We start from the raw sequence: 24,552 nt of genomic DNA, 5'->3' as shown, positions 1-24,552 counted from the left end.
AGGCTCACGGCATGGCGAACGACCTGGACGACAACCGCACGCACGAGCCCGCTCCGGGCGACCCCGCCCCCCTCGACCTGACCGCCGACGTCGTCAGCCTCACCGCTGCCCTGTGCGACATCGAGTCGGTCAGCCGGGACGAGCAGCGGGTCTGCGACGCCATCGAGTCAGCGCTCGAGCCGCTCGAGCACCTCACCGTCACCCGCATCGGCAACACCCTCGTGGCGCGCACCGAGCTCGGCCGCGACGAGCGCGTCGTCCTCGCCGGCCACATCGACACGGTGCCGCTGACGGTCGACCCGCCCAACCTGCCGGCCCACCGCGAGGGCGACGACCTGTGGGGCCGCGGGACCGTCGACATGAAGGGCGGTGTCGCCGTGCAGCTCAAGGCCGCCCTGGTCGCAGAGCCCAGCCGCGACCTCACCTTCGTCTTCTACGAGGGCGAGGAGATCGACAGCGAGTACAACGGGCTTCTCCACATCCAGCAGCAGCGCCCCGACCTCATCGAGGACGCCGACTTCGCGGTGCTGCTCGAGCCGACGGGCTCCATCGTCGAGGGCGGCTGCAAGGGCACCCTGCGGGCCGAGGTCGTCACCAAGGGCATCGCCGCCCACAGCGCGCGACCCTGGAACGGGCACAACGCCATCCACGACGCCGCCGAGGTCCTGGCGCGGCTCGCGGAGTACCAGCCGGAGACGGTCGTGGTCGACGGCCTGGAGTACCGCGAGGCGATGAACGCCGTGGGCATCACCGGTGGCATCGCGGGGAACGTCATCCCCGACCGGTGCGTGGTGACGGTCAACTACCGCTACGCGCCCGACAAGTCCGAGGACGACGCGGCGGCCCTGGTCGACCAGCTGTTCAGCGGGTTCGTCGTCACCATCAAGGACAACGCAGGAGGTGCGCGCCCGGGACTCGACCTGCCGGCGGCACAGGGGTTCGTCGCGGCGCTGGGCGTCGACGTCGTCGCCAAGCAGGGCTGGACCGACGTGGCCCGCTTCGCCGCCATGGGCGTGCCGGCGGTGAACTTCGGCCCCGGTGACCCCAACCTCGCCCACCACGACGAGGAGCGCTGCCCGGTCCCGCAGCTGGAGTCGGCAGAGGCGGCCCTGCTGCGCTGGCTCGCGTAGGTTGGCGCGCGTGAGCGACAAGCCCGAGCAGACCCGTACGGCCGGCGCGACCGAGCAGCCGGTCGAGGCGGGGAGCCCCGTCCGACCGCACGACTTCGACTACCACACGGGCCCGGTGACCCTGCGCGGCTCGCGCGTCCCGGCGAGCACGACCGACCAGCGCCTTCTCGACAGCCGCGGGTCCACCGAATGGCTGCACACGGACCCGTGGCGGGTCATGCGCATCCAGAGCGAGTTCGTCGAGGGCTTCGGCGCGCTGGCCGAGCTCGGACCGGCGGTGAGCGTCTTCGGCTCGGCGCGCACGGAGCCCGGCACGGCCTACTACGAGCTCGGCACCGAACTGGGGCGTGCCCTGGTCGAGGCGGGGTATGCCGTCATCACCGGCGGTGGGCCCGGCGCGATGGAGGCGGCGAACCGGGGTGCCATCGAGGCCGGCGGCGCCTCGGTCGGGCTCGGGATCGAGCTCCCCTTCGAGCAGGGGCTCAACGAGCACGTCAACCTCGGCGTCAACTTCCGCTACTTCTTCGCCCGCAAGACGATGTTCGTCAAGTACGCGCGCGGGTTCATCGTGCTCCCAGGCGGCTTCGGGACCCTGGACGAGCTGTTCGAGGCGGTGACGCTCGTGCAGACACGCAAGGTCACTTCGTTCCCGATCGTCCTCATCGGCACCGAGTACTGGGGTGGGCTGTTCGACTGGCTGCGCGGCGCGGTCCTGGAGGCGGGCACCGTCAACGCCAAGGACATCGACCTGCTCCACCTCACCGACGACGTGGCTGAGGCCGTCCGCATCGTCACCCTCGCCGACGAGGAAGTCACCGCCAGACGACCCGAGTGAGCCATGGACTGCGGCCGTGGTCCTGGCGGATGATGGTCAGGTGACCATCTCGCCGCTGCCGAGGCACGGTGACGTCGTCGTCGGACGGGACGTCGCCGGTCGCACGCTGCGCGTCTCGGGGCACCCGGAGTCCGGGCGGGTGGTGCTGTCGATCTGGCAGGACGGCGTCTGCCGGGCCACGGTGCGCCTGCTGCCCGAGGACGTGCCCGCCGTGGTCGAGATGCTCGCGCGCAGCGCCGTCGCGCACGCCGACTCCGACGACGAACCGGCGCTCGGGCTCGACACCGCAGGCTGATCCCCGGCTGGCCTCGACCTCCCGCTCCCCGGCGCTGGTCTCCCGCTGCTCGTGTGGCCACGCACCGCGGGGTGGATAGGAAGTCCTGAGGAACTCGTGCGACTATCACCTGCGTGATCTGGGTCCTGTTCATCGCCGTCGCCGTCCTGCTGGTGGGGGGATTCGCCGCGCTCGTGACCGGCCGGCTGCACTACGACCCGCTCGCCGAGGCGACCACGACCCAGAGCGAGCCCCACCTGCCCGACGGCTTCGCGGCCGACGAGATCTCCGCGCTGCGCTTCGACACCGCGCTGCGCGGCTACCGCATGGACCAGGTCGACACGGTCCTCGACCGGCTGCAGGACCGCATCGCCGAGCTGGAGCAGCGCGTGGCCGAGCCGCAGGAGCGCGTCGAAGCGCCTCACGACGGCACCGACGCGCTGCGCTGACACCATGGCCGCCCTCCACCTGGTCCGCGAGACCTCCGCGACCCCCGCGCAGGTCTGGGACGTCGTCGCCGCCTTCGACGGGTACGGCGCGTGGATGCCCATGACGCGCATGGTCACCGACGAGGGGCAGCCCCGCGTGGGGTGGGGCTTCGCCGGCCTCACCGGTCTCGGCCGCCTGGCCTTCTCCGACTCGATGCTCGTGACCCGCTGGGACCCGCCGGCCGACGGCACCACAGGCGTCTTCCGCGTCGTCAAGACGGGACGGCTGCTCGGCGGCTGGGCGGAGGTCACGGTGTCGCCGAGGGACGACGGTGGCTCGCGGCTCGACTGGGTGGAGGACGTCGTCGTGCGGCCGCTGCCCTTCAAGCGCTTCTTCGACCCGCTGCTCGACCGCGCGAGCGCCTGGCTCTACGGCCGCGCCATCGACGCGATGCTGGTGCGGGCGGCGTCCCGCCGGATCCCGCGGTGACCGGCCTCTCCACCGGTGCGGACGGGCTCACCCGCTGCGCGTGGGCCGGTGCGACGCCGGACTACCTCGTCTACCACGACACCGAGTGGGGCGTACCCGTCCACGGTGAGCAGGCGCTGTACGAGCGCCTCACCCTCGAGGCGTTCCAGTCCGGCCTGTCGTGGCTGACGATCCTGCGCAAGCGCGAGGCCTTCCGTGCCGCGTTCGCCGGCTTCGACGCCGAGGTCGTCGCGCGCTTCGACGAGCGCGACCGCGAGCGGTTGATGGCCGACGCGGGCATCGTGCGCAACCGCCTCAAGGTCGACGCCGCCATCCGCAACGCCGCTGCCGTCCTGGCCCTGCGCGAGCAGGGCGGGCTCGACGCCTTCATCTGGTCGCACGCGCCCGCGGATCACCAGCCACCGCGCTCGGTGGCGGAGCTGCGCGCGACCTCCCCGGAGAGCATCGCGCTCGCCAAGGGCCTCAAGAAGGCCGGGTTCGTCTTCGTCGGCCCCACGACGATGTATGCCGCGATGCAGGCGTGTGGCCTCGTCGACGACCACCTGGCCGGGTGCCACCGCGCGGCAGCCCTGGGCAGCGGGACGGCCGGCGAGCGGTCATGATGCGCACCCTCACCGCGAGGGTGGCCCTGACCTACCTGGGACTGCGGGCGGTGTCGGCCCTGCTGCTGCTGCTCGCCAGCCGCGACCAGGTCGTCATGCCGGACTGGACCGGCCCGAGCGTCGAGTTCATCGACATGACGGTGCTGTGGGACGGCAGCTGGTACCGCCACGTCGCCGAGCACGGGTACCCCACCGTGCTACCGGTCGACCCGGCCAGCGGGCACGTGGCCCAGAACGCCTGGGCGTTCTACCCGCTGTTCCCGCTGCTGTCGCGGATGCTCATGGGCGTCACCGGGCTGGGGTTCCCGGCCGTGGCCTCGACACTGGCCCTGCTGTGCGGACTGGGGGCAGCCGTCCTCATGGCGCGTCTGCTCGCCGACCGGGTCGGGCCGGCGGTCGCGCTCGGGGCGGTGGCCGTGTGGGCGGCGTTCCCGGCGTCGGTCTCGCTCCAGCTGGCCTACACCGAGTCGATGGCGATGCTCGTGCTCTGCGGACTCCTGTGGGCGGTGATGCGCCGGAGCTGGGGTGTGGTGGCCGTGCTGGCGCTGGTCCTCGGGCTGACGCGCCCCATCGCCGTCCCCGTCGTGGCGGTCGTCGCCGTCGCGGCCTGGCTGCGCTGGCGGTCGCGGGAGCGGGACCCGCTGCGCCGGGGCGAGCTCCTCGCCATTGGCGCGGCCCTTGCCACCTCCTGCCTGGCGGCCGTGCTGTGGCCGCTGGTCGCCTGGTACGTCACAGGCTCCCGCACCGCGTACACCGACACCATGGCGTCCTGGCGGGTAGGCAACCACATCGAACCGCTCAAGCCGTGGCTGGGCATGTCGCAGTGGGCCTTCCGCGACTTCGAGGGGGCGGCGGTCTTCGGCCCCGTCGGCCTTGCCGCGCTCGTGACGACCATCGTGGTGCTCACCTGCGGTCCCTGGGCCACGCGGCTCGGGCCGGAGCTGCGCACCTGGTGCCTCGCCTACCCTGCCTACCTCGCCCTCGTGCTGGACCCCTTCACCAGCATCTTCCGCTACGCGCTGCCCCTGTTCCCCCTCGTCGCCGTCGTGCTGGGCGGGGGATGGGTCACCCGGACCGCGCGCTGGCTGTGGGTGCGCGTCGGGGTGCTGGTCGCGCTCGGCGTGGTGGGCCAGGCGGCGTGGATCTGGAAGCTGCTCGTCTACCACCCCCCAGCGGACTACCCGCCGTGACCGCCCCCACCGCTCCTGCCGGTCTCGGCGGTCGCCGTCTGCCCTCGCTGCTGACCTCCGACGGACGCAGCGCCGCCGCCGGGTGGGCTCTGCGCCGACCCGTCGTGTTCCTCGTGCTCTGGTACGCCGTGACCCGGGTCCTCGTGCTCCTCGCCATGTGGGTGGCCGCGACGTGGTTCCAGACGCCTGCCGGGGTGGGCCACCTGCACCCGTCGGTGGGCGACATCCTCGAGAGCTGGGACAGCGTCTGGTACCGGCGCATCGCGACCGGCGGCTACCCGGTGCCACTGCCGGCCGACCCCGAGACCGGGCTGCTCACCTACAGCGCCTGGGCCTTCTACCCGGCGTTCCCCATGCTCGTGCGGGTCCTCATGTGGACCGGCCTGCCGTTCGAGCTCGCCGCCGTCGCGCTCAACCTGGTGCTCGGCGCCGCCTGCACGGTGCTGGTCTGGAAGTGCTTCAACTTCGCCCTGCACGCAGCGCCCCAGCCGGCGCGTGAGCGCCTCGCGCTCGTGGCCGGCCTGCTGTGGTGCCTGTACCCCGCCACGGCCATCCTCGTCATGCCCTACACCGAGGCGCTCGCGGGCGCCCTCATCGCGCTCTCGCTGCTGCTGCTCATGCGGCGCAGCTACGCCCTGGTCGCGGTCGTGGCCATCGCCCTCGGCTTCACCCGGGCCGCGGCCCCGGCGATCGCCTGCGCGGCGATCGCCCACCTGGTGCTGCGCTGGCGCGAGGACCGCGCCGCGGGGACCCGGCCCCTCAGTGGGCAGCGCACCTCGGCCGTCGCCATGCTGGCGGCCACGGCCGCCTCCTCGCTCGCGTGGCCCGTGGTGGTCGGCCTCGCCAGCGGCCTGCCCATGGCCTTCTTCGACGTGCAGGCGGCCTGGGGGCAGAAACCGGAGTCGGGCCCCTTCGTGCTCTGGCTCGCCTGGGCCTGGGACGCGCACGGCGTCGTCGGCGTGGCCGTCCTCGTCGGACTCGTCGCGACCTACATCGCCCTCATCCTCGGGCGCCACGGCAGGTGGCTGGCCATCGAGCTGCGGGTGTGGGCGCTGGCCTACCCCCTCTACCTGCTCGCCGTGGTCCGGCCCATCACCAGCATGTGGCGGTTCCTGCTGCTCGACTTCCCGATCGCCGCGCTCGTCGCGTCGGTGGCGATGCGCACGTCCACGGGGGCCTCGGTGGTGCCGCACTGGCGCCGGCGGGTGGGGCTGGTGGCGCTGGCCCTGCTCGCGGGGCAGCTGTGGTTCACCTGCACCCTGCTCACCTACGTGCCGTGGGCCGCGACCCCGCCCTGACCTGGCCCGGCCCCGTCAGCTCCCGCTGAAGACCGGCTTCTCCTTGGCCAGGAACGCCGCGACCGCCGCCTTGTGGTCAGCGCTCGCGCCCGTGCGAGCCATGTACTCCGCCTCCTGCGCCAGCGACGCGGTCAGGTCGTGCCCCGCGCTGAACGCGACCGCGCGGCGGATCGAGCCGTAGGCCAGCGTGGGGCCCTGGGCGAGCGTGGTGGCGAGCTCGGTGACCGTCGCCTCGAGGTCCTCCGCCGGGACGACCCTGGTCACCATGCCGAGGGAGAGGCACTCGTCGGCGGGGACGGTGCGGGGGAGGAGCAGCAGCTCCTTCGCGCGGGCCGGCCCGACGAGCCGCTGCAGGGTCCAGGAGGAGCCGGAGTCGCACGACAGGGCGATGCCCGCGAAGGCGAGGTTGAACCCGGCTGTGTCGACCATGACCCGGAAGTCCGCCGCCATCGCGAACGCCGCCCCGGCGCCGGCGGCCACCCCGTTGACCGCGGCCACGACGGGCTTGTCCATCGTGGTGAGGAGCTCGACGATCGGGTTGTAGTGCTCGGGCACGGTGCGCCACAGCGACTCGTCGTCGGCCTGCTGTAGGCGGATGTGCTCGCGCAGGTCCTGCCCGACGCAGAACGCCCGACTGGTGCCGGTGAGCACGACGCAGCGCACCTGCGGGTCGTCCGCGACCTCGGTGAGGGCGGCCAGCAGGGCCTCCTTGGTGGGGGTGTCCAGGGAGTTCATCGCGTCGGGCCGGTTGAGGCGCACGGTGGCGACCGCCCCGGCCCGCTCGACGACCACGGGGTCCTGCGCGGTGGGCTGGTCGGCGGGTTGCGGCGATGCGGGGGTCTGCGTCATGGCGCCATCATGCCGTGCCGCAGGTCAGCGCCCCGGGACGGATTTCGCCTGCGGGCCCCTTCACGGGATAATGGAGCAAATCTGGCACGCACGGGGCGGAACTCAAGCACTGGCGTGGACCCGCGTGCCCAGCAGCAGACCACGCCATACGGAAGGGACAGACCCATGGCGGCAATGAAGCCGAGGACTGGCGACGGCCCGCTCGAGGTGACCAAGGAAGGTCGCGGCATCGTGCTGCGCATGCCCCTCGAGGGTGGCGGTCGTCTCGTGGTCGAGATGACGCCGGACGAGGTCCGCGCGCTGGGCGACGCCATCGACAACTGCGAGGGCCTCAAGTAGGGCTGCTTCCCCACCTGTTCGAGGACCCCCACCGGCCGACGCCGGTGGGGGTCCTCGCACCTCCGGGCACCTGTCGGGGCGACCCCGCTCCGTACACGGCCACGACCCCGGTGGGTAGGGTCGCCCTCGTGCCCACCCCGCAGCTGACCGACCCCGCCACCAGCCGGTGGTCCGTGCTCCCCGACGCCCTCGGCGACGTGCTCGCGGACCTCGACCCGACCGACCTGCTGCTCGCGGTCCCCGTCCCGGCCGACGGCCTCGGCCAGGACGAGCAGGCCGGTGCCGCGCTGGCGCTCATGGGCCTCGCCGCTGCCGATGTCGAGGCGGCCCACGAGCCCTCGTCCGAGGCCGGGGCGACGACACGCATCCCTCTCGTACCCGGTGAGCGCGCCGCGCGCGCGGTGCTCCTGGTCGGCGTTGGCAAGGGCACGGCCGCGGACCTGCGGACGGCCGGGGCAGCGCTGGGTCGCGCGGGCAGGGGACAGGCCGACCTGGTCGTGGCCGTCGGCGCGCTGGCCGAGGCGCCCGAGTCCGCTGGCGCGCTCGCCGAGGGGATCGCCCTGGGCGGCTACACCTCGCCGCGCTGGCTCTCCGAGGGCACGACGCCCTCCAAGCCCACGGTCTCGGCCGTGACCCTCGTGGGTGCGGTGGACGAGCGGGCCGTCCTGCGCGCGGTGGCGCGGGCCCGGGCCACGATGCTGGCCCGCAACCTCGCGGTCGTTCCCTCCAACACCAAGAACCCCGCCTGGATGGCCGCCCAGGCACGAGCCATCGGTCGCCGCACGGGGCTCGAGGTCAAGGTCTGGTCCGACCGCGACCTGCGCGCCGAGGGTTTCGGCGGCCTGCTCGCCGTGGGCGCCGGATCGGTGACCCCGCCGCGCCTCGTGCAGCTCTCGTACGCCCCGCAGGCGGCCACCGCTGCCACTCCGCACGTGGTGCTCGTGGGCAAGGGCATCACCTTCGACACCGGTGGCCTCGACATCAAGCCGGCCGAGGGCATGCTGGCGATGAAGACCGACATGTCCGGCTCCGCCGTCGTCCTCGCGGTCCTCGCGGCCTGCCGGGAGCTCGAGGTGCCGGTCCGCGTGACCGGGCTGCTCGCCCTCGCCGAGAACGCCGTGGGCGGCGCCGCCTACCGCCCCTCCGACGTGGTCACCATGTACGGCGGGCGCACGGTCGAGATCGGGAACACCGACGCCGAGGGCCGCATGGTCATGGCCGACGCGCTGGCCTACGCCGACGCGCACCTCGACCCCGACGTGCTGCTCGACATCGCGACCCTCACCGGGGCGGCCCGCGTCGCCCTGGGCCGCACGATGGCGCCGGTCTACGCGACCGACGACGGCCTCGGCGACGCCCTCGTCGCCGCCGGACGCGCGACCGGGGAGCTGCTGTGGCCGTTCCCCCTGGTCGAGGACTACCGCCCTTCGCTGGACAGCCCCGTCGCCGACGTCAACCACATCGCGGGCACTCCCGTCGGCGCCGGCTCGATCACGGCAGCATTGTTCCTGCGCGAGTTCGTGGGCGAGCGTCGCTGGGCGCACCTCGACATCGCCGGGGTGGGACGCTCCGACGTCGACCGCGGGCTCCTCACCAAGGGCGGGACGGGCTTCGGTGCCCGCCTGCTGCTCACCTGGCTGGAGGAGATGGCATGAACGCGGGATACGGGTTGTCGGTGCGCTGGTCGCTGGAGGACGCACCCTCCGACGTGGCGACCTCGCTGCGGGACTACGTCGTGGGCACGTCGATGGCGAACTTCATGTTCCTCGACGGCCTCGCTTTCAAGACGTGGCGCATGGTCGAGGGCGAATGGTTCGAGGGCACCTACGTGTTCGACCAGCAGGTCTACCGCGACGACTTCCTCGAGGAGTTCGCCCGGACGGCGGCGGACTCGGCGGGCAGCTCGATCATCGGGTCGGCCCCCATCCTGATGGAGCCGTTCGAGGTCGTCGCGATCGCCGAGGGGCCCGAGCGGTTCCGCCGCGGCCCCGGCCCCGGCACGGCCTGAGGCTGCGCCGCCCGAGGCTCAGGCCGGGTCTGGAACGGGTGCCTCAGCGCTTGACGGCGGCGAGCACGCCGTCGCCGACGGGCAGCAGCGCGGGCACGAGGCGCTCGTCGTCGCGCAGCTTCTTGCCCAGGTCGCGCAGCACCGTGGTCTGCGGGTCGCGGGAGGCCGGGTCGGCGACCTTGTCGTGCCAGAGCATGTTGTCCAGGACGAGGACACCGCCGGAGCGCAGCAGCCGGATGGCGTGCTCGACGTACTGGGGGTACTCGGCCTTGTCGCCGTCGACGACGACCATGTCGTAGGCGCCGTCGGTCATGCGGGGGAGGACGTCGAGCGCGCGGCCGGTGATGACGCGGGTCCGCTGGTGGGCGATGCCCGCCTCGGCGTACGCCTTCTTGGCGACGCCCTGGTGCTCGGCCTCGACGTCGATCGTGGTGAGGATCCCGTCCTCGGGCATGCCCTGCAGCATCCACAGGCCGGAGGTGCCGGCACCGGTGCCGATCTCGACGACCGACCGGGCCTTCGCTGCCGCCGCGAGCAGCCGCAGCAGCACCCCGGCGCCGTTGCCGACGGGGGTCGCCCCGAGCTCCTCGCCACGGCGGCGGGCGCCCTCGATGACCTCGTTCTCGGCGACGAACTCCTCGGCGTACGCCCAGCTGGCCGGCTTCTGTGCACTCATGCGGGAAACCCTACTGCCGCGGGCCCACCGCACCGTGCGCACGACGTACAGGAAACAATCAGGTTGGTGGGGAACCATTCACACCGTCCGGTCGTCTGGACCGGATGCATGTGGTGAGCGCCGTCAGGCGCCCGACGGAGGTGAGGGACGTGACCGCGACCGACACGATCGGCCCGGCCCGAGGGGATGTCCACGGTGATGTCCGGGGTGACGTCCAGGAGGCCCCCGCGTGGGTCCCCCCCACGTGGGAGGAGATCGTCGAGCAGCACTCCGCGCGCGTCTACCGCCTCGCCTACCGGCTGACCGGCAACCCGCACGACGCCGAGGACCTCACCCACGACGTGTTCATCCGCGTCTTCCGGTCGCTGCACAGCTACCAGCCGGGCACGTTCGAGGGCTGGCTGCACCGCATCACCACCAACGTCTTCCTCGACAAGATGCGCCGCAAGCAGCGGATCCGCTTCGACGCCCTGTCCGACGAGAGCGCCGCCCGCCTGCCCACCCGTGAGGCGGGCCCCGAGGCCGCGTACGACGCCACCCACTTCGACGACGACGTGCAGCGCGCGCTCGACGCCCTGTCACCCGACTTCCGCGCCGCCGTGGTGCTGTGCGACATCGAGGGCCTGTCCTACGAGGAGATCGCGGCCACCCTGGGCGTCAAGCTCGGTACGGTGCGCTCGCGCATCCACCGCGGCCGCGCCCAGCTGCGCGAGGCCCTGGCCCACCGCGACCCCTCGCTCGCCCGTCCGGCCCTCGACGTCGACCGCACCCCGGCCCCCCGGCGCCGGCTCCCGGTCATCGGCCGAGCGGTGCCGGGGTCGCGGTGAGCCGGCTCGGGCTGCCCGGAGCCGCCAGTCGCTGCCTCGGGGCCGACCTGACCGCCTACGCCGACCGCACGCTGGACGCCGCCACGCTGCTGCGGTGGGACCGGCACGTCGTGGCCTGCGCCTGCTGCCGCGCCGCCGTCGAGGACGAGCGGCGGGTGCTCGCCGCGCTGCGCTCACCCTCCGCCTCACGCGTCCCCGGTGACCTGCGGGGCATGCTGCTGGCGATGGGCGCCGAGCTGTCGGCGTCGTCCCCGGCGGACGACCGGCCTGACGCGGGCCCGGCGGTGCGCCGCCCGGCCGTGCCCCCGGTGCCCGTCGCGCCCGTACGGGTCGTGGACCGGGGTGCGCCGGCCCTTCACCGCTCCGCCCGCCGCGCGACCGTGTTCGCCGGACTCGCGGCGGGAGCCACCGCCGCCGCGGCCTGGAGCCTGGTCGTGACCGGTGGCGGGGTGGCGTCGCCCGCTCCCACCGTCACCCCCGGCACCGTGCAGCCCGTCAGGCCCGCCGGCCCGGTGTTCGCCACCGCCGTCTTCACCGTCCCCGGCCTCGGGGCGCGCTCAACCCCCGGCCGCAGCACCACGTCCGCCCCCGGCGTGGGCACTGCGCGGTTCGGTTCGGCACAATCGACGCCATGAGCGACGAGCGGGACCCGGCCACCGACACCCCCGGCCCCGACCAGCGGAGGGTCCCCGAGGGCGGGGAGTGGTCCGGCACGCAGGGGTCTGCGGCACAGGGGTCTGCGGCACGCGAGTCTGCGGCACACGAGTCTGCGGCACACGAGCCGGCCGCGCCACGCGAGGACGTGCAGTGGCACGAGGACCAGCACGCGTCGCAGCCGTGGGACCCGTGGGCCCCGCCGCCCGCCGAGGCCGCCCAGCCCGTCGACCAGACCCAGCCGGTCGCTGCCGACCACACGCAGCCCGTCGACCAGACCCAGCCGGTCGCTGCCGACCACACGCAGCCCGTCGACCTGTCGCACACCCAGGAGATCTCGGGTGCTCCCGGGGTCGGCGATCCCCAGCACGGCACGCCGCACCGCGAAGACGCCCCGCGCCACGACGCCCCGACCGCCTGGGCCCACGAGCCGACCGGCTGGCCGGGTGACCAGGCCGCGCACGGCGGTCAGGCCCCGCTCGGGAGCTCGCCGGTGCCCGGCGCCCAGGCCGACCCCGGAAGCCACAGCCACACGTCTGCAGCCGCGGCGGGGCAGGCGGCCGGCGTGCCGACCGCCGCAGCCCACGGCGGGTGGGACCCCATCACGGCCGACCACGCCGACGGCGGGTACGGCGGCCAGCGGGCCCGGTGGGCCGGCGACCACCCCGTACCGGCCACCGCCCCCCATCAGAAGGGACCGGGCTGGGGCGCGCTCGTGGCCGTCGCCGCTGTCGCGGCGCTCGTCGCGGCCACGCTCGGTGGCATGTTCGGCGGCTGGCTCGGCGCCACCGACCGGCTCGGCTTCGGCCGCCTGGACCGCACGCCGACCTCGATCCCGTCCGCGGGCGCGGGCGCCACGGCGCGGCCCGAGGGGTCCATCGCCAACATCGCGGCCAAGGCGCTGCCCAGCGTCGTGACCATCAAGGTCAAGGGCGCCGACGGCGCAGGCACGGGGTCGGGGTTCGTCCTCGACCGTGACGGCCACATCATCACCAACAACCACGTGGTCGCCAGCGCAGCCGACGGCGGCACGATCAAGGTCGAGCTCTCCAACGGCACCGAGATCAGCGCGACGATCGTGGGCCGGGACGGCTCCTACGACCTCGCCGTCCTCAAGACCTCCCGCACCGACCTGCAGCCCCTGGTCATGGGGTCGTCCAAGGACGTCGTCGTCGGCGACCAGGTCATCGCGGTCGGGGCGCCGCTCGGCCTGGAGTCCAGCGTCACGTCCGGCATCGTCAGCGCGCTCGACCGCCCGGTGAGCCCCGGCGGCGACGGCGACCAGCAGTCCTTCATCAACGCGATCCAGACCGACGCGGCCATCAACCCCGGCAACAGCGGCGGCCCGCTGCTGGACATGCAGGGCCACGTCATCGGCATCAACTCCGCGATCGCCCGCATCCCCGGCTCGAGCGACAGCCAGTCCGGCAACATCGGCGTCGGCTTCTCGATCCCCAGCGACCAGGTCGTCAAGACCGCCCAGCAGCTCATCAAGACCGGCAAGGCCGAGCACCCGGTCATCGGCGTCATCCTCGACCGCCAGTACACCGGCGAGGGCGTCAAGATCCTCGAGTCCGCGTCCGGCGGCAGTGGCAACCCGGTCACACCCAACGGCCCGGCCGGCAAGGCGGGGGTCAAGCCCGGTGACGTGATCGTCGAGTTCGACGGCAGGCCGGTCAACGACCCCGACGACCTCGTGGTCGCGATCCGCGCCAAGAGCGTCGGTGACAGGGTGTCGATCAAGGTGCGCCGCGGGAGTGAGACGATCAGTGTGACGGTCACCCTGACCGGCACCTCGGGCAGCTAGGACGGAGCACTGTGCTTGACGTCAACGGGTGGGAGTTCGTCGCCCTGATCGTGCTCGCCGTGGTCATCCTCGGCCCCGAGCGGCTGCCCGAGTACGCCGCGAAGCTGGGCCGCTTCGTCCGCCAGGCCCGCGCGATGGCCGAGGGCGCGAAGGGGCAGCTGCGCGAGCAGATGGGTCCCGAGTTCGACGACATCAACTGGAAGCAGTACGACCCGCGGCAGTACGACCCGCGCCGGATCGTCCGCGAGGCGCTGTTCGACCCGCCCCCGGACGCCGAGGAGGCCGGGGTGCCGACCCCGGCGGTGGTCGCCCACGACCCCGCGCTGGCGACGCCGTACGACGAGGACGCGACCTAGCCGGTCCTCAGCGGCCGACGGGGGAGAGGCCGAGCGAACGCCCGGCGAGCCCGCGCGAGCGGGAGGCGAGGCCGCGCGCGATGCCCCGCAGGGCCACGCCGGCGGCGGAGTCGGGGTTGCGCAGCACGACGGGCAGGCCCTCGTCGGCACCCTCGCGCAGGTTGGTGTCGAGCGGGATCTGGCCCAGCAGCGGCACGTCGGCGCCCACCGCGCGGGTGAGCGACTCGGACACACGCTGGCCGCCGCCCGAGCCGAAGATCTCCTGGCGCGAGCCGTCGGGCAGCTCGAGCCACGACATGTTCTCGATGACGCCGACGATCCGCTGGTGCGTCTGCAGGGCGATCGACCCGGCGCGCTCGGCGACCTCGGCGGCGGCCTGCTGCGGGGTGGTCACCACGAGGATCTCGGCGCCGGGGATGAGCTGGGCCACCGAGATCGCGATGTCACCGGTGCCGGGCGGCAGGTCGAGGAGCAGGACGTCGAGGTCGCCCCAGAACACGTCGCCGAGGAACTGCTGCAGCGCCCGGTGGAGCATGGGGCCGCGCCACACGACGGGCTGGTTGCCGGGGACGAACATGCCGATCGAGATGACCTTCACGTCGTGGCTCACCGGCGGCAGGATCATGTCGTCGACCTGCGTCGGGCGGTGCTCGACGCCGAGCATGCGCGGGACCGAGAACCCGTACACGTCGGCGTCCACGACGCCCACGCGCAGGCCGGAGGCGGCGAGCGAGGCCGCGAGGTTGACGGTGACCGAGGACTTGCCGACGCCACCCTTGCCGGACGCCACGGCGTACACGCGGGTGAGGCTGCCGGGCTTGGCGAAGGGGATCTCGCGCTCGGCGGTGCCGCCGCGCAGCTGGGTGCGCAGGGCGGTGCGCTGCTCGTCGCTCATGACGCCGAGGTCGACCTTCACGCCGGTGACGCCGGGCACGGCGGCCAGCGCGCGGGTGGTGTCCTTGGTGAGCGTGTCCTTCATCGGGCAGCCCGACACGGTGAGCAGGATCGTGACGGCGACGCGGCCGGCCTCGTCGACCGTGCAGCTCTCCACCATCCCGAGCTCGGTGACCGGCTTGCGGATCTCCGGGTCGATGACCGTGGCCAGGGCTTGGTGGAGGGCCTCGTCGGTCACTGGGGCTGCGGGGTGGGACATGCCCCCCATGCTAGGTCGCGGGCAGGTCGCGCGAAGAACCGGTGCCGCCGGCAGCGCTGTCGTCCTCGTCACTGCGCTGGCGCACCTCGAGCCCGCGGTCCTCCATCTCCTCGAGCAGGCTGCGCAGCTCGGAGCGGACGAAGTCGCGGGTCGCGGTGTCGCGCATGGCCAGCCGCAGCGCCGCGACCTCGCGGGTCAGGAACTCGGTGTCGGCGAGGTTGCGCTCGTCCCGCGCGCGGTCCTGCTCCAGGGCCACGCGGTCGCGGTCGGCCTGGCGGTTCTGCGCGAGCAGGATCAGGGGCGCGGCGTACGACGCCTGCAGGCTCAGCATGAGCGTGAGGAAGATGAACGCGTAGGGGTCCCAGCGCAGGTCGGCTGGACCGACGGCGTTCCAGCCGATCCACAGGACCACGAACGCGGTCATGTAGATGAGGAAGCGCGGTGTGCCCATGAAGCGGGCGAAGCGCTCGCTCCAGACGCCGAAGGTCTCCTGGTTGACGGATGGGCGGGGAAGCAGGGTACGGCGCGTCTCGCGCGGCTGGTCGAGCCGGGCGACGGCGCGGCCGGGGCGCTGGTCAGCCACGGGTCACCTCGTGCCGCTCCTCGCGCCAGTCGTCGGGGAGGATGTGGTCGAGCACGTCGTCGACGGTGACCGCGCCCACCAGCCGGCCGTCCGCGTCGACGACCGGGACGCCGACGAGGTTGTAGGTCGCGAGCATGCGCGTGACCTGGCCGAGCGGGGCGTCGGCCGTGAGCGGCTCGATCTCCTTGTCGAGGATGCCTCCGATGGAGCCGTGCGGGGGCTCGCGCAGCAGGCGCTGGATGTGCACCATGCCGAGGTACTTGCCCGTCGGCGTCTCGTGCGGTGCGCGGCAGACGTAGATGGTCGAGGCCAGGGAGGGGGAGAGCTCGACCCGACGGACGACGGCGAGGGCCTCGGCGATCGACGCCTCCGGCCCCAGGATCACCGGCTCGGTGGTCATCATGCCGCCGGCCGACTCCTCGTCGTAGGTCAGCAGGCGGCGCAGGTCGGCGGCCTCGTCGGGCTCCATGAGCTGGAGCAGCTCCTCCTGCTTCTCCGTCGTGAGGTTGTGCAGCAGGTCGGTGGCGTCGTCGGGCTCCATGGCCTCGAGCACGTCGGCGGCGCGCTCGACGGGCAGCGAGTCGAGGATCTCCACCTGGTCGTCCTCGGGCAGCTCCTCGAGGACGTCGGCCAGCTTGTCGTCGTCCATCGCCTCGGCCACCTCGGCCCGGCGCTTGGGGGACAGGTCGTGGATGACGTCGGCGAGGTCGGCGGACTTGAGGTCGTCGTAGGTCTCGAGCAGCAGCGCCGCCGACTGGCCGCTGGAGGACTGGTGGATGCCGCTGACGTCCTCGACGGGGACCAGCACCGTCGCTCCACGACGCCGGCGGAACGGCCCGAGGCTGCCACGGCCGGGACCGCCCTGGCGGACGAAGACCTTGGAGATGGACCAGTCGCGGCTGCGCTCCTGCTCGATGGCGACGTCCTCGACCGTCGCGGCGTACGGCCCCTCGGGGTCGGCCACGGTCACCGGGCGCTCGAGGATCTCGGCCATGACCAGGACCTCGTTGGTGCGCTGCTCGAAGCGGCGCATGTTGACCAGGCCGGTGGTGATGACCTGGCCGCCGTCGACGGAGGTCACCCTCGTCATGGGCACGAAGACGCGACGTCGGCCGGGCACCTCCACGACGAGGCCGATGACGCGGGGACGTCGCCGGGAGGCGCCGAACGTCACCACGACGTCGCGGACGCGACCCACCTGGTCGCCGAGCGGGTCGAACACGCTCAGGCTGGTCAGGCGGCCCACGAAGACACGCGACGGAGTGCTCACGCCGCAAGGCTATCCGGCTGGTCAGTCCCCGGCAGGGAGGTGGCTGCCGCGACGGCGGCGCGGGCGTCCACGCCAGTGCCACGGGCGCCAGTGGGAGGTCGTCGCGTCGGACGGCGGGACAGGCGCGGCCCCTGACCCCGCGCCGTACGAGCCAGGTGCCTCGAGCGGCGCCCCGAAGGGGGTGACGGCGCGGACGGTGCACTCGCGCGACCAGCGCTCGACCACGTCGTCGGTGGCGTTGAGGCGCCCGGCCTTGAGCGCCTCGGTGGCCGCGGCCCACTGCTCGTCCTGCGGGCCGACCTCGCGCACGCTGGCGTTGACGGTCAGGAGCCGGCCACCGTTGTCCTTGCTGCGCAGCACCAGCACGACCTCGGCAGGCAGCCACGGCAGCGTCTGCTCGCCCGGGCCCGAGACGACGTAGACGGTGTCGTCGGCCCACGCGTGCCAGAACGGCCAGGCGCGGTCGCCGGGCGGTTGCACCCACATCAGGCCGGACTTGGCGGCAGCCTCCGCGAAGAGCGCGGTGACGTTGAGCTGGGTGACCGCTGCCGGGCCCGCGCTCGCGTCAGCGGGGGTCGCGCCGGCCACGGCCGGGGCGGCGCCGGGCCCCTCGCTGGCGGTGTCGGTCACACGTGAACTGTGTCATAACCGCCCCGGCTGCGTCGCTGCTAGCGTCGCCGCGTGCGCAGCCCCAAGGACTTCTTCCGACCCCTGGCCGTGGGCGCTCCCGCCCCCCTCACGCAGGTGCCCGCGAGGCCCTCCCGGGTGATCCACTTCTTCGACCCGGGCAACGAGAAGATGGCGGCGAAGGTGCCTGCCATGGTGGGCACGGTCGACGTCCTGCTCGGCAACCTCGAGGACGCCGTCAAGGCCGACCGCAAGGTCGCGGCGCGCGAGGGGCTCGTGGCGATCGCCAAGGCCACCGACTTCGGCGACTCCACCCAGCTGTGGACCCGGGTCAACAGCCTCGACAGCCCCTGGGTGCTCGACGACCTCACCACCCTGGTCACCGAGATCGGCGACAAGCTCGACGTCATCATGGTGCCCAAGGTGCAGGGCCCGGAGGACATCCACTACGTCGACCGCCTGCTGGCCCAGCTCGAGGCCAAGGCGGGCCTGACCCGGCCGATCCTCGTGCACGCCATCCTCGAGACCGCCCGCGGCGTCGCCAACGTCGAGCAGATCGCCGGGGCGAGCCCGCGCATGCAGGGCATCTCCCTCGGACCCGCCGACCTCGCGGCCGACCGCCGGATGAAGACGACGCGCGTGGGCGGCGGCCACCCTGCCTACCTCGTGCGCCAGGACCCGCCCGCCGGCGTCGACGACGCGGTCCACGCGTCGCGGGCCACCTACCAGCAGGACCTGTGGCACTACACGATCGCCCGCATGGTCGACGCCTGCGCGATGCACGGGATCTTCCCCTACTACGGCCCGTTCGGGGACATCGCCGACGTCGTCGCCTGCGAGGACCAGTTCCGCAACGCCTTCCTGCTCGGCTGCGTCGGCACGTGGTCGCTGCACCCGGTGCAGGTCGAGATCGCCAAGCGGGTGTTCAGCCCCTCACCGGAGGACGTGGCGCACGCGCGTCGCGTGGTCGAGGCCATGGGTGACGGGACCGGCGCGGTGATGCTCGACGGCAAGATGGAGGACGACGCCTCCCTCAAGCAGTGCCTGGTCATGCTCGAGCTCGCGGAGCGGCTCGCCGCGCTCGACCCCGAGCTCGCGCAGGCGTACTCCGCGCAGTCGCCCCAGCCTGCGGGCGGGGGTGCGTGATGGGTGATCCCCACGGCTCGCAGGAGCAGGCGGCCTACCGTCCGCGGAGGTCCGTGCTCTACATGCCGGCGTCCAACGAGCGCGCGCTCGAGAAGGCCAAGTCACTGCCGGTCGACGCCCTGATCCTCGACCTCGAGGATGCCGTGGCCCCGGATGCAAAGGTGGAGGCGCGCGAGAACGCCTGTGCTGCAGCACGATCGGGTGACTACGGCCGGCGCGAGGTGACCATCAGGGTCAACGGCAGCGGCACCCAGTGGCACGAGGACGACCTGCGCGCGGTGTGCGCGGCCGGACCGGACGCCGTCGTGGTGCCCAAGGTCGAGTCCGCCGACGAGGTCCGTCGGCTCGTCGGGGCGATGGAGGCGGCGGGCGCGCCCGCGCACACCGAGCTCTGGGCCATGGTCGAGACCCCACGGGCGATGCTGCACTGCGAGGAGATCGCCGCCGCGTCCGACCGCCTGACCGTCCTGGTCATGGGCACCAACGACCTGGCCAAGGAGCTGCGGGCGGAGCACGTGCCCGGCCGGCAGCCGCTGCTCGCGGGCCTCGGCCTCTGCCTGCTGGCCGCCAGGGCCACCGGCAAGGCCATCCTCGACGGCGTCTACAACGACGTCCGCGACGCCGAGGGTTTCGCCGCCGAGTGCCGCCAGGGCCGGGAGCTCGGGTTCGACGGCAAGACGCTCGTCCACCCGGGTCAGGTCGAGGCCTGCAACGAGGTCTTCGCTCCCAGCCCCGAGGCCGTCGAGGAGGCCCGCGGCCTGCTCGCCGCCTGGGAGGCCGGCGCCGGGGCCGGGGTCGTGGTGCACCGGGGCCGGATGGTCGAGGCGCTGCACGTCGACACCGCCAGCCGGGTGCTGGCCGTCCACGAGGCCATCACCGGGGCCGCCTCGAACGGTTGAGGAATCAACCGGGAGATCGAGGCAACCTTTCTCGTCCCCACCGCGTCTGGGTGGTTGCGGTCGTCCTCGGGGGGAGGGCGGCCGCACCATGCTTTCCGGCCCGGACCGCGTCCCGCCGGGTCTTGCAGCGCCCCGCCAGGTCTCGGGTCGGCAACGAGGCGGGTTTCGCGGCAACCAGTTTGCGTGCTGGTGCGTCACCATGAGTGAGGTTCCGTACGGGCGGGGGCGTCCCCGCGTGCGCTGACGAGAGGGACACCATGCACCAGAAGCGGCTTCGCTCGACCACCGTCCTCGCGGCGGGGGTGCTCGCGGCGGTCACCGCGCTCTCCGGGTGCGGCGGCCTGTCCCTCGGGGGGAGCGCCTCCTCGAGCACCGGCGCCGCCCCGGCGTCGTCCACCTCGGCGCCGTCCCCCACGAGCGAGGCGCCGACGGTGACTGCACCCAGCACCTCCAGCAGCGGGACGAGCACGGCGCCCACCACCTCCGCACCCAGCCCCAGCACCTCCAGGCCGACGCCGAAGCCGAGCCCGTCCAAGCCCGCCCCCACACCGACCACCCCGAAGCCCAAGCCGACCCCGGTCGAGGGCGACACGCTCCACGTCGGCGACACCGGCCCCTACGTCCGGTCGGTGCAGCAGCGGCTCAGCGACCTCGGCTACTGGAACGGCACCCCCGACGGCCAGTACGGCGGGCTCACCGCCCAGGCCGTCATGGCGCTGCAGAAGGCGGCCGGCCTGGGACGCGACGGCGTCTACGGACCCTCCACCCGCCAGGCGCTGAAGGCCGGTGTGCGGCCCGTCTCCCGCATCGGCGGCACGGGCATCGAGATCGACAAGGCCCGGCAGCTGCTCCTGGTCGTCCGGGGTGGTGCGGTCACCATGGTCCTCAACACCAGCACCGGCAGCGGCCAGCCCTACACGAGCGGCGGCGTCGAGTACACGGCCACGACGCCGGTCGGTACCTACTCGGTCTTCCGCTCGGTCGACCACCTCGACAAGGGGCCCCTCGGCGACCTGTGGCGCCCGCGCTACTTCAACGGCGGCATCGCTGTCCACGGCGCCGGGTCGGTGCCCGGGTACCCGGCGTCCCACGGCTGCGCCCGCGTCACCAACGCGGCGATGGACATGATCTGGGCCACCAACACCATGCCGATCGGGAGTCGCGTCGTCGTCTACTGACGACCCTTCGCCGTTCTGGCATGGCTCGAGCTCCCTACTGGCGCAACGTCTTCGCGATCCACTCGAGCTGCGGCCCGGCGTGGTCGCGCCAGTAGGTCGCGGTGTGGCCGCCCTCGTCGAAGGTCGGTCTCGCCGACGGCAGGGCCCTGGCGAAGGCCCGGTTGCCGGGGACGAACGGGTCGGAGCGCCCGCAGTCCAAGCGCACCGGTATGCGGGAGAGCACGTCGGTGCGCCGGAACACGTCGTGGGCGATGAAGTCCTCGCGGTCGTCGAAGGCGCCGGGTGCGCTGAGCCCGGCGTCGGTCCACAGCGCCGCGCTCTCCGCGACGACGGCACCGACCTGGTCCGGGCCGAGCTGCGAGGCGAGCAGCAGCGACCCGTACCCGCCCATGGACCACCCGAGGAAGGCGACCTTGCCGGACCAACCGGTGAGCTTGCGCAGCATCGGCAGGAAGTCGTCGACGACCATGGCGCCGGTGTCGACGCCCGCCCGCCTGGCGTGCCAGTAGTAGTCGCCGCCGTCCACTGCGGCGACGGCGAGGCCGGTGTCCTGGACGTGCTCGTCGAGGCCCACGATGCGAAAGGCGTGGCTGGCGTCGCCACCCTTGCCGTGCAGGACGACGACGAGGGGGTGCTGGTCGTCGCGCCCCTCGGTGGGCGTGGCGAGCTGCCAGTGGACGTCCCGTCCCGGCCAGTGGCGGCTGCGCAGCGTGCCGGACCGTCGCCCGGGCTGGGGACCGGCGCACGCCGCCAGCGAGAGCGCGCTGCCGGCAGCGGCTGCCGCCGCCCCCAGCAGCACCCCCCGCCGGCTCACCGTCGCCATGCCGCGAGCCTAACCGGGGCTACCAGCGCGACGTGGCCTCCGCGACGAGGTCGCCGAGCAGCTCGCCCTCGTCGACCGGCAGCCCGCGCGTCACGAACCAGCGGCACATGTTGCCCACGTCGCGCTCGAGGAACTCGAACCCGCGAGGGTTGCCGATGATGTCGACGATCTGCGGCCAGTCGATGATGACCAGGCGCTCGCCGTCGAGCAGCACGTTGTAGGGCGACAGGTCGCCGTGGGTCCAGCCCTGCCGGGCGAGCAGCACCATGGCGCGGCGCAGCTGCTCGAAGAGCTCGGCCAGCAGGTCCGGCGCCGGCCGGGCCTGGGCCAGCCGTGGCGCGGCGACGCCGTCGGTGCCGACCAGCTCCATGAGCATCTCGCGGTCGCTCAGCTGCACCGGGTAGGGCACCGGGAGGCCGAGCTCCCACAGCGTGCCGAGGGCCGCGAACTCCGCTGCGGCCCACTGCCCGGACAGCAGCTCGCGACCGAACTCGGTACGTCGCGCCATGGCCCGCATCTCGCGGCTGCGGCGGACGCGTCGGCCCTCCTGGTAGCCGGCGTCCCGGTGGAACATGCGGTGCTCGCCGGTGCGGTAGCGCTTGGCGGCGAGGTGGCTGTCCAGGGCGGGCTCGCTCGTGCCGTCGGGCACCCAGCGGCGCACGACGTGGACGTCGGCCTCCTTGCCGGTCTTGAGCACGCCGAGGTCGGCCTCGACGGCACGGAGGGCAGTGATGACCCAGTCGGGCCGGGGTTTTGGACCGTGCGTGGCACCGTCCCAGCTCGACCAGCGCTCGCCCTCGGGCGGTGCGTCAGGAAGGCTGTCGAACGAGAACTCGGTGTTCTCCTGTGAAGCGTGCAACGGAAGACTCCATCGTGGAAGGGGTGTGGGCGCGAGGGCAGCCCGGGACCGTCATGGACATGTCGCCCCTCCTTCTGTTCGATGTGGTCCCCCCTTCAGGGGAGTCGTGCCGCGGCCTGTGGCGCGGCGTGCGCTGCCATGGTGGCAGCCGTGACGTGACGCTCGCTACCGAATAAACCCTGTGCAGCACGCACCACGTGGCGCCGGGTCCGCGGGTGGGCAGGCTCACACGCCTGGCCGGTACCCACCGCAGGGGGCACTCGGCATACTCGCCAGCATGTCCCGACTCCAGACGACCGACGGCCTCACCGACGAGCAGACCGAGCTGGTCAAGCTCGTGCGGGAGTTCGTCGACGAGCAGATCATCCCGGTGGCGCAGGAGCTCGAGCACGCCGACGAGTACCCCGAGAAGATCGTCGAGGGCATGAAGGAGATGGGGATCTTCGGGCTCATGATCCCCGAGGAGTACGGCGGCCTGGGGGAGTCACTGCTGACCTACGCGCTGGTGGTGGAGGAGATCGCGCGCGGCTGGATGTCTGTCAGCGGCATCATCAACACCCACTTCATCGTCGCCTACATGCTGCTGCAGCACGGCACCGAGGAGCAGAAGCAGCGCTACCTGCCGCGCATGGCCACCGGCGAGGTGCGTGGCGCGTTCTCGATGAGCGAGCCGGGCCTGGGGTCCGACGTCGCGGCCATCAAGACGAAGGCGGTCAAGGGCGCCGGCGAGGGCCCTGACACCGAGTGGACGCTGACCGGCCAGAAGATGTGGCTGACCAACGGCGGCAGCTCGAACCTCGTTGCGGTGCTGGTGAAGACGGACCTCGGCGCCGACTCGGTGTACAAGAACATGACGACCTTCCTGGTCGAGAAGGAGCCCGGGTTCGGCGAGACCGCGCAGGGCGTCACCGTCCCCGGGAAGATCGAGAAGATGGGCTACAAGGGCGTCGACACGACCGAGCTCGTCCTCGACGGCCACCGCACCACCTCGGCCCAGATCCTCGGCGGCGAGCCCGGCAAGGGCTTCTACCAGATGATGGACGGCGTCGAGGTGGGCCGCGTCAACGTCGCCGCCCGCGCCTGCGGTGTCTCGATGCGGGCGTTCGAGCTCGGCATCACCTACGCCCAGCAGCGCGAGACGTTCGGCAAGAAGATCGCGCAGCACCAGGGCATCCTGTTCCGCCTCGCCGACATGGCGACCAAGGTCGAGGCCAGCCACCAGATGATGGTCAAGGCAGCCCGGCTCAAGGACGCCGGGGAGCGCAACGACCTGGAGGCAGGCATGGCCAAGTACCTCGCGGCCGAGAACTGCGCCGACGTCGTCGAGCAGTCGTTCCGCATCCACGGCGGCTACGGCTACTCCAAGGAGTACGAGATCGAGCGCCTCTACCGCGAGGCCCCGATGCTGCTCATCGGTGAGGGCACCGCCGAGATCCAGAAGATGATCATCGGCCGACGGCTGCTCGAGGACTTCGCCCTCAAGGGGTGAGCAGTGCCCTCGAGGGGTGAGCAGCGCCCTCGAGGGGTGAGCAGCGCCGACAGGACGGGATCGTGCAGCGCGCTCCCAGCGGGTTTTGACACACTGGGGTCATGAGCACGCAGCCGAACGCCCTGAGCCGCTCCCGCGCCGTCCTCGCGCTGGAGTACCCGATGTCCCTGGGTCGCTACGACACCTACGACAAGGCGCAGTTCGCGGTCGACTACCTGTCCGACCACGAGTTCCCCGTGCAGAACGTCCTCATCGTCGGCACCGACCTCAAGCAGCTCGAGCGTGTCACCGGCCGGCTCACCCGGGGCCGTGCAGCCATCGGCGGCATCATCTCCGGCGCCTGGCTCGGCCTGTTCGTCGGCCTGATCTTCTCCCTGCTCGACACCTCGAGCTCGGCCGGCCTCTCCAGCATCCTCGCCACCGTCGCGTTCGGCGCCCTCTTCGGCCTCGTGTGGAGCCTGCTCGGCTACCAGCTCACCCGCGGCCCGCGTGACTTCACCTCCGTCACCCAGGTCGTGGCCACGCAGTACGAGGTGCTCGTCGAGCACAAGTTCGCCGCCCAGGCGCGTGAGCTGCTCACCCAGATGGACCCCATGGCGGCCGCGCAGGCGCAGGCCCAGGCGAACCTCGACGCCGCGCGTCGCGCCCAGGCCGAGCAGGAGCACCCGCCCACCCCCTGAACCCGGGGCAGCCCGGTCCTACGTCGACAGCCGTAGGCAAGCCGACGCCACCGGGAGCACACTGCTAGTTGGCATCCGCCAA

The 24,552-nt window shown here is 72.8% G+C and carries 28 protein-coding genes; 20 read left to right on the top strand and 8 right to left on the bottom strand.

Annotated elements, in window-relative coordinates; genetic code table 11:
• Positions 1-11: 11 nt before the first annotated feature.
• The 8 genes from dapE (at position 12) to AB4Z02_RS03005 (ending at position 6,247) form a co-directional block, all read left to right on the top strand.
• Positions 12-1,130, top strand: a complete 1,119-nt coding sequence (gene dapE / locus AB4Z02_RS03040) for a succinyl-diaminopimelate desuccinylase (protein WP_441969199.1) — start codon at positions 12-14, stop codon at positions 1,128-1,130.
• A gap of 115 nt (positions 1,131-1,245) precedes the next feature.
• Positions 1,246-1,965, top strand: coding sequence for a TIGR00730 family Rossman fold protein (locus tag AB4Z02_RS03035; RefSeq protein ID WP_056884079.1), 720 nt, complete (start codon positions 1,246-1,248; stop codon positions 1,963-1,965).
• 40 nt (positions 1,966-2,005) lie between these two features.
• Entirely contained in the window at positions 2,006-2,260 is a 255-nt protein-coding gene (locus tag AB4Z02_RS03030; protein ID WP_156399897.1) for a hypothetical protein, read from the top strand.
• Positions 2,261-2,373: 113 nt separating this feature from the next.
• Positions 2,374-2,688 carry a DivIVA domain-containing protein gene (locus tag AB4Z02_RS03025; protein WP_441969197.1) on the top strand — a complete coding sequence of 105 codons (315 nt, stop codon included), beginning with the start codon at positions 2,374-2,376 and terminating at the stop codon, positions 2,686-2,688.
• Between the two features lie 4 nt (positions 2,689-2,692).
• Positions 2,693-3,157 carry an SRPBCC family protein gene (locus AB4Z02_RS03020; protein WP_441969195.1) on the top strand — a complete coding sequence of 155 codons (465 nt, stop codon included), beginning with the start codon at positions 2,693-2,695 and terminating at the stop codon, positions 3,155-3,157.
• On the top strand, positions 3,154-3,759 hold the full coding sequence (locus tag AB4Z02_RS03015; protein ID WP_441969193.1) for a DNA-3-methyladenine glycosylase I: 606 nt from the start codon (positions 3,154-3,156) through the stop codon (positions 3,757-3,759). Before AB4Z02_RS03020 ends, AB4Z02_RS03015 begins: the two co-directional genes overlap by 4 nt.
• Positions 3,759-4,949 (top strand): hypothetical protein, encoded by a 1,191-nt coding sequence (locus AB4Z02_RS03010; RefSeq protein ID WP_441969191.1) that lies wholly within the window; start codon positions 3,759-3,761, stop codon positions 4,947-4,949. Before AB4Z02_RS03015 ends, AB4Z02_RS03010 begins: the two co-directional genes overlap by 1 nt.
• Positions 4,946-6,247, top strand: a complete 1,302-nt coding sequence (locus AB4Z02_RS03005) for a hypothetical protein (protein WP_441969189.1) — start codon at positions 4,946-4,948, stop codon at positions 6,245-6,247. The genes AB4Z02_RS03010 and AB4Z02_RS03005 overlap by 4 nt, the downstream gene beginning before the upstream one ends.
• 15 nt (positions 6,248-6,262) lie before the next feature.
• Here the strand turns inward: AB4Z02_RS03005 and AB4Z02_RS03000 are convergent, their stop codons facing one another.
• On the bottom strand, positions 6,263-7,096 hold the full coding sequence (locus tag AB4Z02_RS03000) for an enoyl-CoA hydratase/isomerase family protein (protein WP_441969187.1): 834 nt from the start codon (positions 7,094-7,096) through the stop codon (positions 6,263-6,265).
• Between the two features lie 165 nt (positions 7,097-7,261).
• Here AB4Z02_RS03000 and AB4Z02_RS02995 point away from each other — a divergent pair, with 165 nt between their 5' ends.
• The 3 genes from AB4Z02_RS02995 to AB4Z02_RS02985 all read left to right on the top strand — a co-directional run bounded on the left by AB4Z02_RS02995 (position 7,262) and on the right by AB4Z02_RS02985 (position 9,443).
• Positions 7,262-7,435 (top strand): DUF3117 domain-containing protein, encoded by a 174-nt coding sequence (locus AB4Z02_RS02995; RefSeq protein ID WP_082590346.1) that lies wholly within the window; start codon positions 7,262-7,264, stop codon positions 7,433-7,435.
• Between the two features lie 128 nt (positions 7,436-7,563).
• Complete coding sequence (locus AB4Z02_RS02990; RefSeq protein ID WP_441969184.1) at positions 7,564-9,090, top strand: leucyl aminopeptidase family protein; 1,527 nt, start codon at positions 7,564-7,566, stop codon at positions 9,088-9,090.
• The gene (locus tag AB4Z02_RS02985) at positions 9,087-9,443 is read left to right on the top strand and encodes a hypothetical protein (protein WP_056883379.1); all 357 of its coding nucleotides are present in this window, start codon (positions 9,087-9,089) and stop codon (positions 9,441-9,443) included. Before AB4Z02_RS02990 ends, AB4Z02_RS02985 begins: the two co-directional genes overlap by 4 nt.
• Positions 9,444-9,486: 43 nt before the next feature.
• Here AB4Z02_RS02985 and AB4Z02_RS02980 read toward each other — a convergent pair whose 3' ends face one another.
• Entirely contained in the window at positions 9,487-10,119 is a 633-nt protein-coding gene (locus AB4Z02_RS02980; protein WP_056883380.1) for an O-methyltransferase, read from the bottom strand.
• 149 nt (positions 10,120-10,268) lie between these two features.
• Between AB4Z02_RS02980 and sigE the strand changes: the two genes are divergently transcribed.
• From sigE to AB4Z02_RS02960, 4 genes are read left to right on the top strand one after another with little or no spacing between them, the layout of a single operon-like run.
• Entirely contained in the window at positions 10,269-10,946 is a 678-nt protein-coding gene (gene sigE, locus AB4Z02_RS02975) for an RNA polymerase sigma factor SigE (RefSeq protein ID WP_056883381.1), read from the top strand.
• Complete coding sequence (locus tag AB4Z02_RS02970; RefSeq protein WP_056883382.1) at positions 10,943-11,581, top strand: hypothetical protein; 639 nt, start codon at positions 10,943-10,945, stop codon at positions 11,579-11,581. The genes sigE and AB4Z02_RS02970 overlap by 4 nt, the downstream gene beginning before the upstream one ends.
• Positions 11,578-13,407 carry a trypsin-like peptidase domain-containing protein gene (locus AB4Z02_RS02965; RefSeq protein WP_441969181.1) on the top strand — a complete coding sequence of 610 codons (1,830 nt, stop codon included), beginning with the start codon at positions 11,578-11,580 and terminating at the stop codon, positions 13,405-13,407. The genes AB4Z02_RS02970 and AB4Z02_RS02965 overlap by 4 nt, the downstream gene beginning before the upstream one ends.
• 11 nt (positions 13,408-13,418) lie before the next feature.
• Positions 13,419-13,763: a twin-arginine translocase TatA/TatE family subunit gene (locus tag AB4Z02_RS02960; protein ID WP_056883384.1), complete on the top strand. Its 345-nt coding sequence runs from the start codon at positions 13,419-13,421 to the stop codon at positions 13,761-13,763.
• Between the two features lie 7 nt (positions 13,764-13,770).
• Here the strand turns inward: AB4Z02_RS02960 and AB4Z02_RS02955 are convergent, their stop codons facing one another.
• Genes AB4Z02_RS02955 through AB4Z02_RS02940 form a run of 4 tightly spaced genes read right to left on the bottom strand, consistent with a single transcriptional unit; the run spans position 13,771 to position 17,399 of the window.
• Positions 13,771-14,916 carry an Mrp/NBP35 family ATP-binding protein gene (locus tag AB4Z02_RS02955; protein WP_441969179.1) on the bottom strand — a complete coding sequence of 382 codons (1,146 nt, stop codon included), beginning with the start codon at positions 14,914-14,916 and terminating at the stop codon, positions 13,771-13,773.
• Positions 14,917-14,926: 10 nt separating this feature from the next.
• A complete protein-coding gene (locus AB4Z02_RS02950; protein ID WP_056883386.1) occupies positions 14,927-15,499 on the bottom strand; it encodes a DUF1003 domain-containing protein in 573 nt (190 codons plus the stop codon).
• Positions 15,492-16,769, bottom strand: coding sequence for a magnesium transporter MgtE N-terminal domain-containing protein (locus AB4Z02_RS02945; protein ID WP_056883387.1), 1,278 nt, complete (start codon positions 16,767-16,769; stop codon positions 15,492-15,494). Before AB4Z02_RS02945 ends, AB4Z02_RS02950 begins: the two co-directional genes overlap by 8 nt.
• Positions 16,770-16,790: 21 nt before the next feature.
• Positions 16,791-17,399: a hypothetical protein gene (locus tag AB4Z02_RS02940; RefSeq protein ID WP_441969176.1), complete on the bottom strand. Its 609-nt coding sequence runs from the start codon at positions 17,397-17,399 to the stop codon at positions 16,791-16,793.
• A 51-nt stretch (positions 17,400-17,450) separates the two neighbouring features.
• On the opposite strand from AB4Z02_RS02940, the gene AB4Z02_RS02935 reads away from it, so the two are divergent.
• The 3 genes from AB4Z02_RS02935 (at position 17,451) to AB4Z02_RS02925 (ending at position 20,619) form a co-directional block, all read left to right on the top strand.
• The gene (locus AB4Z02_RS02935) at positions 17,451-18,542 is read left to right on the top strand and encodes an HpcH/HpaI aldolase/citrate lyase family protein (protein ID WP_056883389.1); all 1,092 of its coding nucleotides are present in this window, start codon (positions 17,451-17,453) and stop codon (positions 18,540-18,542) included.
• Positions 18,542-19,441, top strand: coding sequence for an HpcH/HpaI aldolase/citrate lyase family protein (locus tag AB4Z02_RS02930; protein WP_441969174.1), 900 nt, complete (start codon positions 18,542-18,544; stop codon positions 19,439-19,441). Before AB4Z02_RS02935 ends, AB4Z02_RS02930 begins: the two co-directional genes overlap by 1 nt.
• 257 nt (positions 19,442-19,698) lie before the next feature.
• On the top strand, positions 19,699-20,619 hold the full coding sequence (locus tag AB4Z02_RS02925) for a L,D-transpeptidase family protein (protein WP_082590352.1): 921 nt from the start codon (positions 19,699-19,701) through the stop codon (positions 20,617-20,619).
• Between the two features lie 34 nt (positions 20,620-20,653).
• Here the strand turns inward: AB4Z02_RS02925 and AB4Z02_RS02920 are convergent, their stop codons facing one another.
• Both AB4Z02_RS02920 and AB4Z02_RS02915 read right to left on the bottom strand, forming a co-directional pair.
• Positions 20,654-21,442: an alpha/beta hydrolase gene (locus tag AB4Z02_RS02920; RefSeq protein ID WP_441969171.1), complete on the bottom strand. Its 789-nt coding sequence runs from the start codon at positions 21,440-21,442 to the stop codon at positions 20,654-20,656.
• Between the two features lie 19 nt (positions 21,443-21,461).
• Positions 21,462-22,301: a serine protein kinase RIO gene (locus AB4Z02_RS02915; RefSeq protein ID WP_441969169.1), complete on the bottom strand. Its 840-nt coding sequence runs from the start codon at positions 22,299-22,301 to the stop codon at positions 21,462-21,464.
• A 277-nt stretch (positions 22,302-22,578) separates the two neighbouring features.
• On the opposite strand from AB4Z02_RS02915, the gene AB4Z02_RS02910 reads away from it, so the two are divergent.
• Positions 22,579-23,790: an acyl-CoA dehydrogenase family protein gene (locus tag AB4Z02_RS02910; RefSeq protein WP_441969167.1), complete on the top strand. Its 1,212-nt coding sequence runs from the start codon at positions 22,579-22,581 to the stop codon at positions 23,788-23,790.
• Positions 23,791-23,891: 101 nt separating this feature from the next.
• Entirely contained in the window at positions 23,892-24,470 is a 579-nt protein-coding gene (locus tag AB4Z02_RS02905) for a general stress protein (RefSeq protein ID WP_056883394.1), read from the top strand.
• Positions 24,471-24,552: the final 82 nt, after the last annotated feature.

This window comes from Pedococcus sp. 2YAF34, assembly GCF_052114585.1.
Taxonomy (GTDB): domain Bacteria; phylum Actinomycetota; class Actinomycetes; order Actinomycetales; family Dermatophilaceae; genus Pedococcus.
This window is presented reverse-complemented; position numbering and strand designations above follow the sequence as displayed.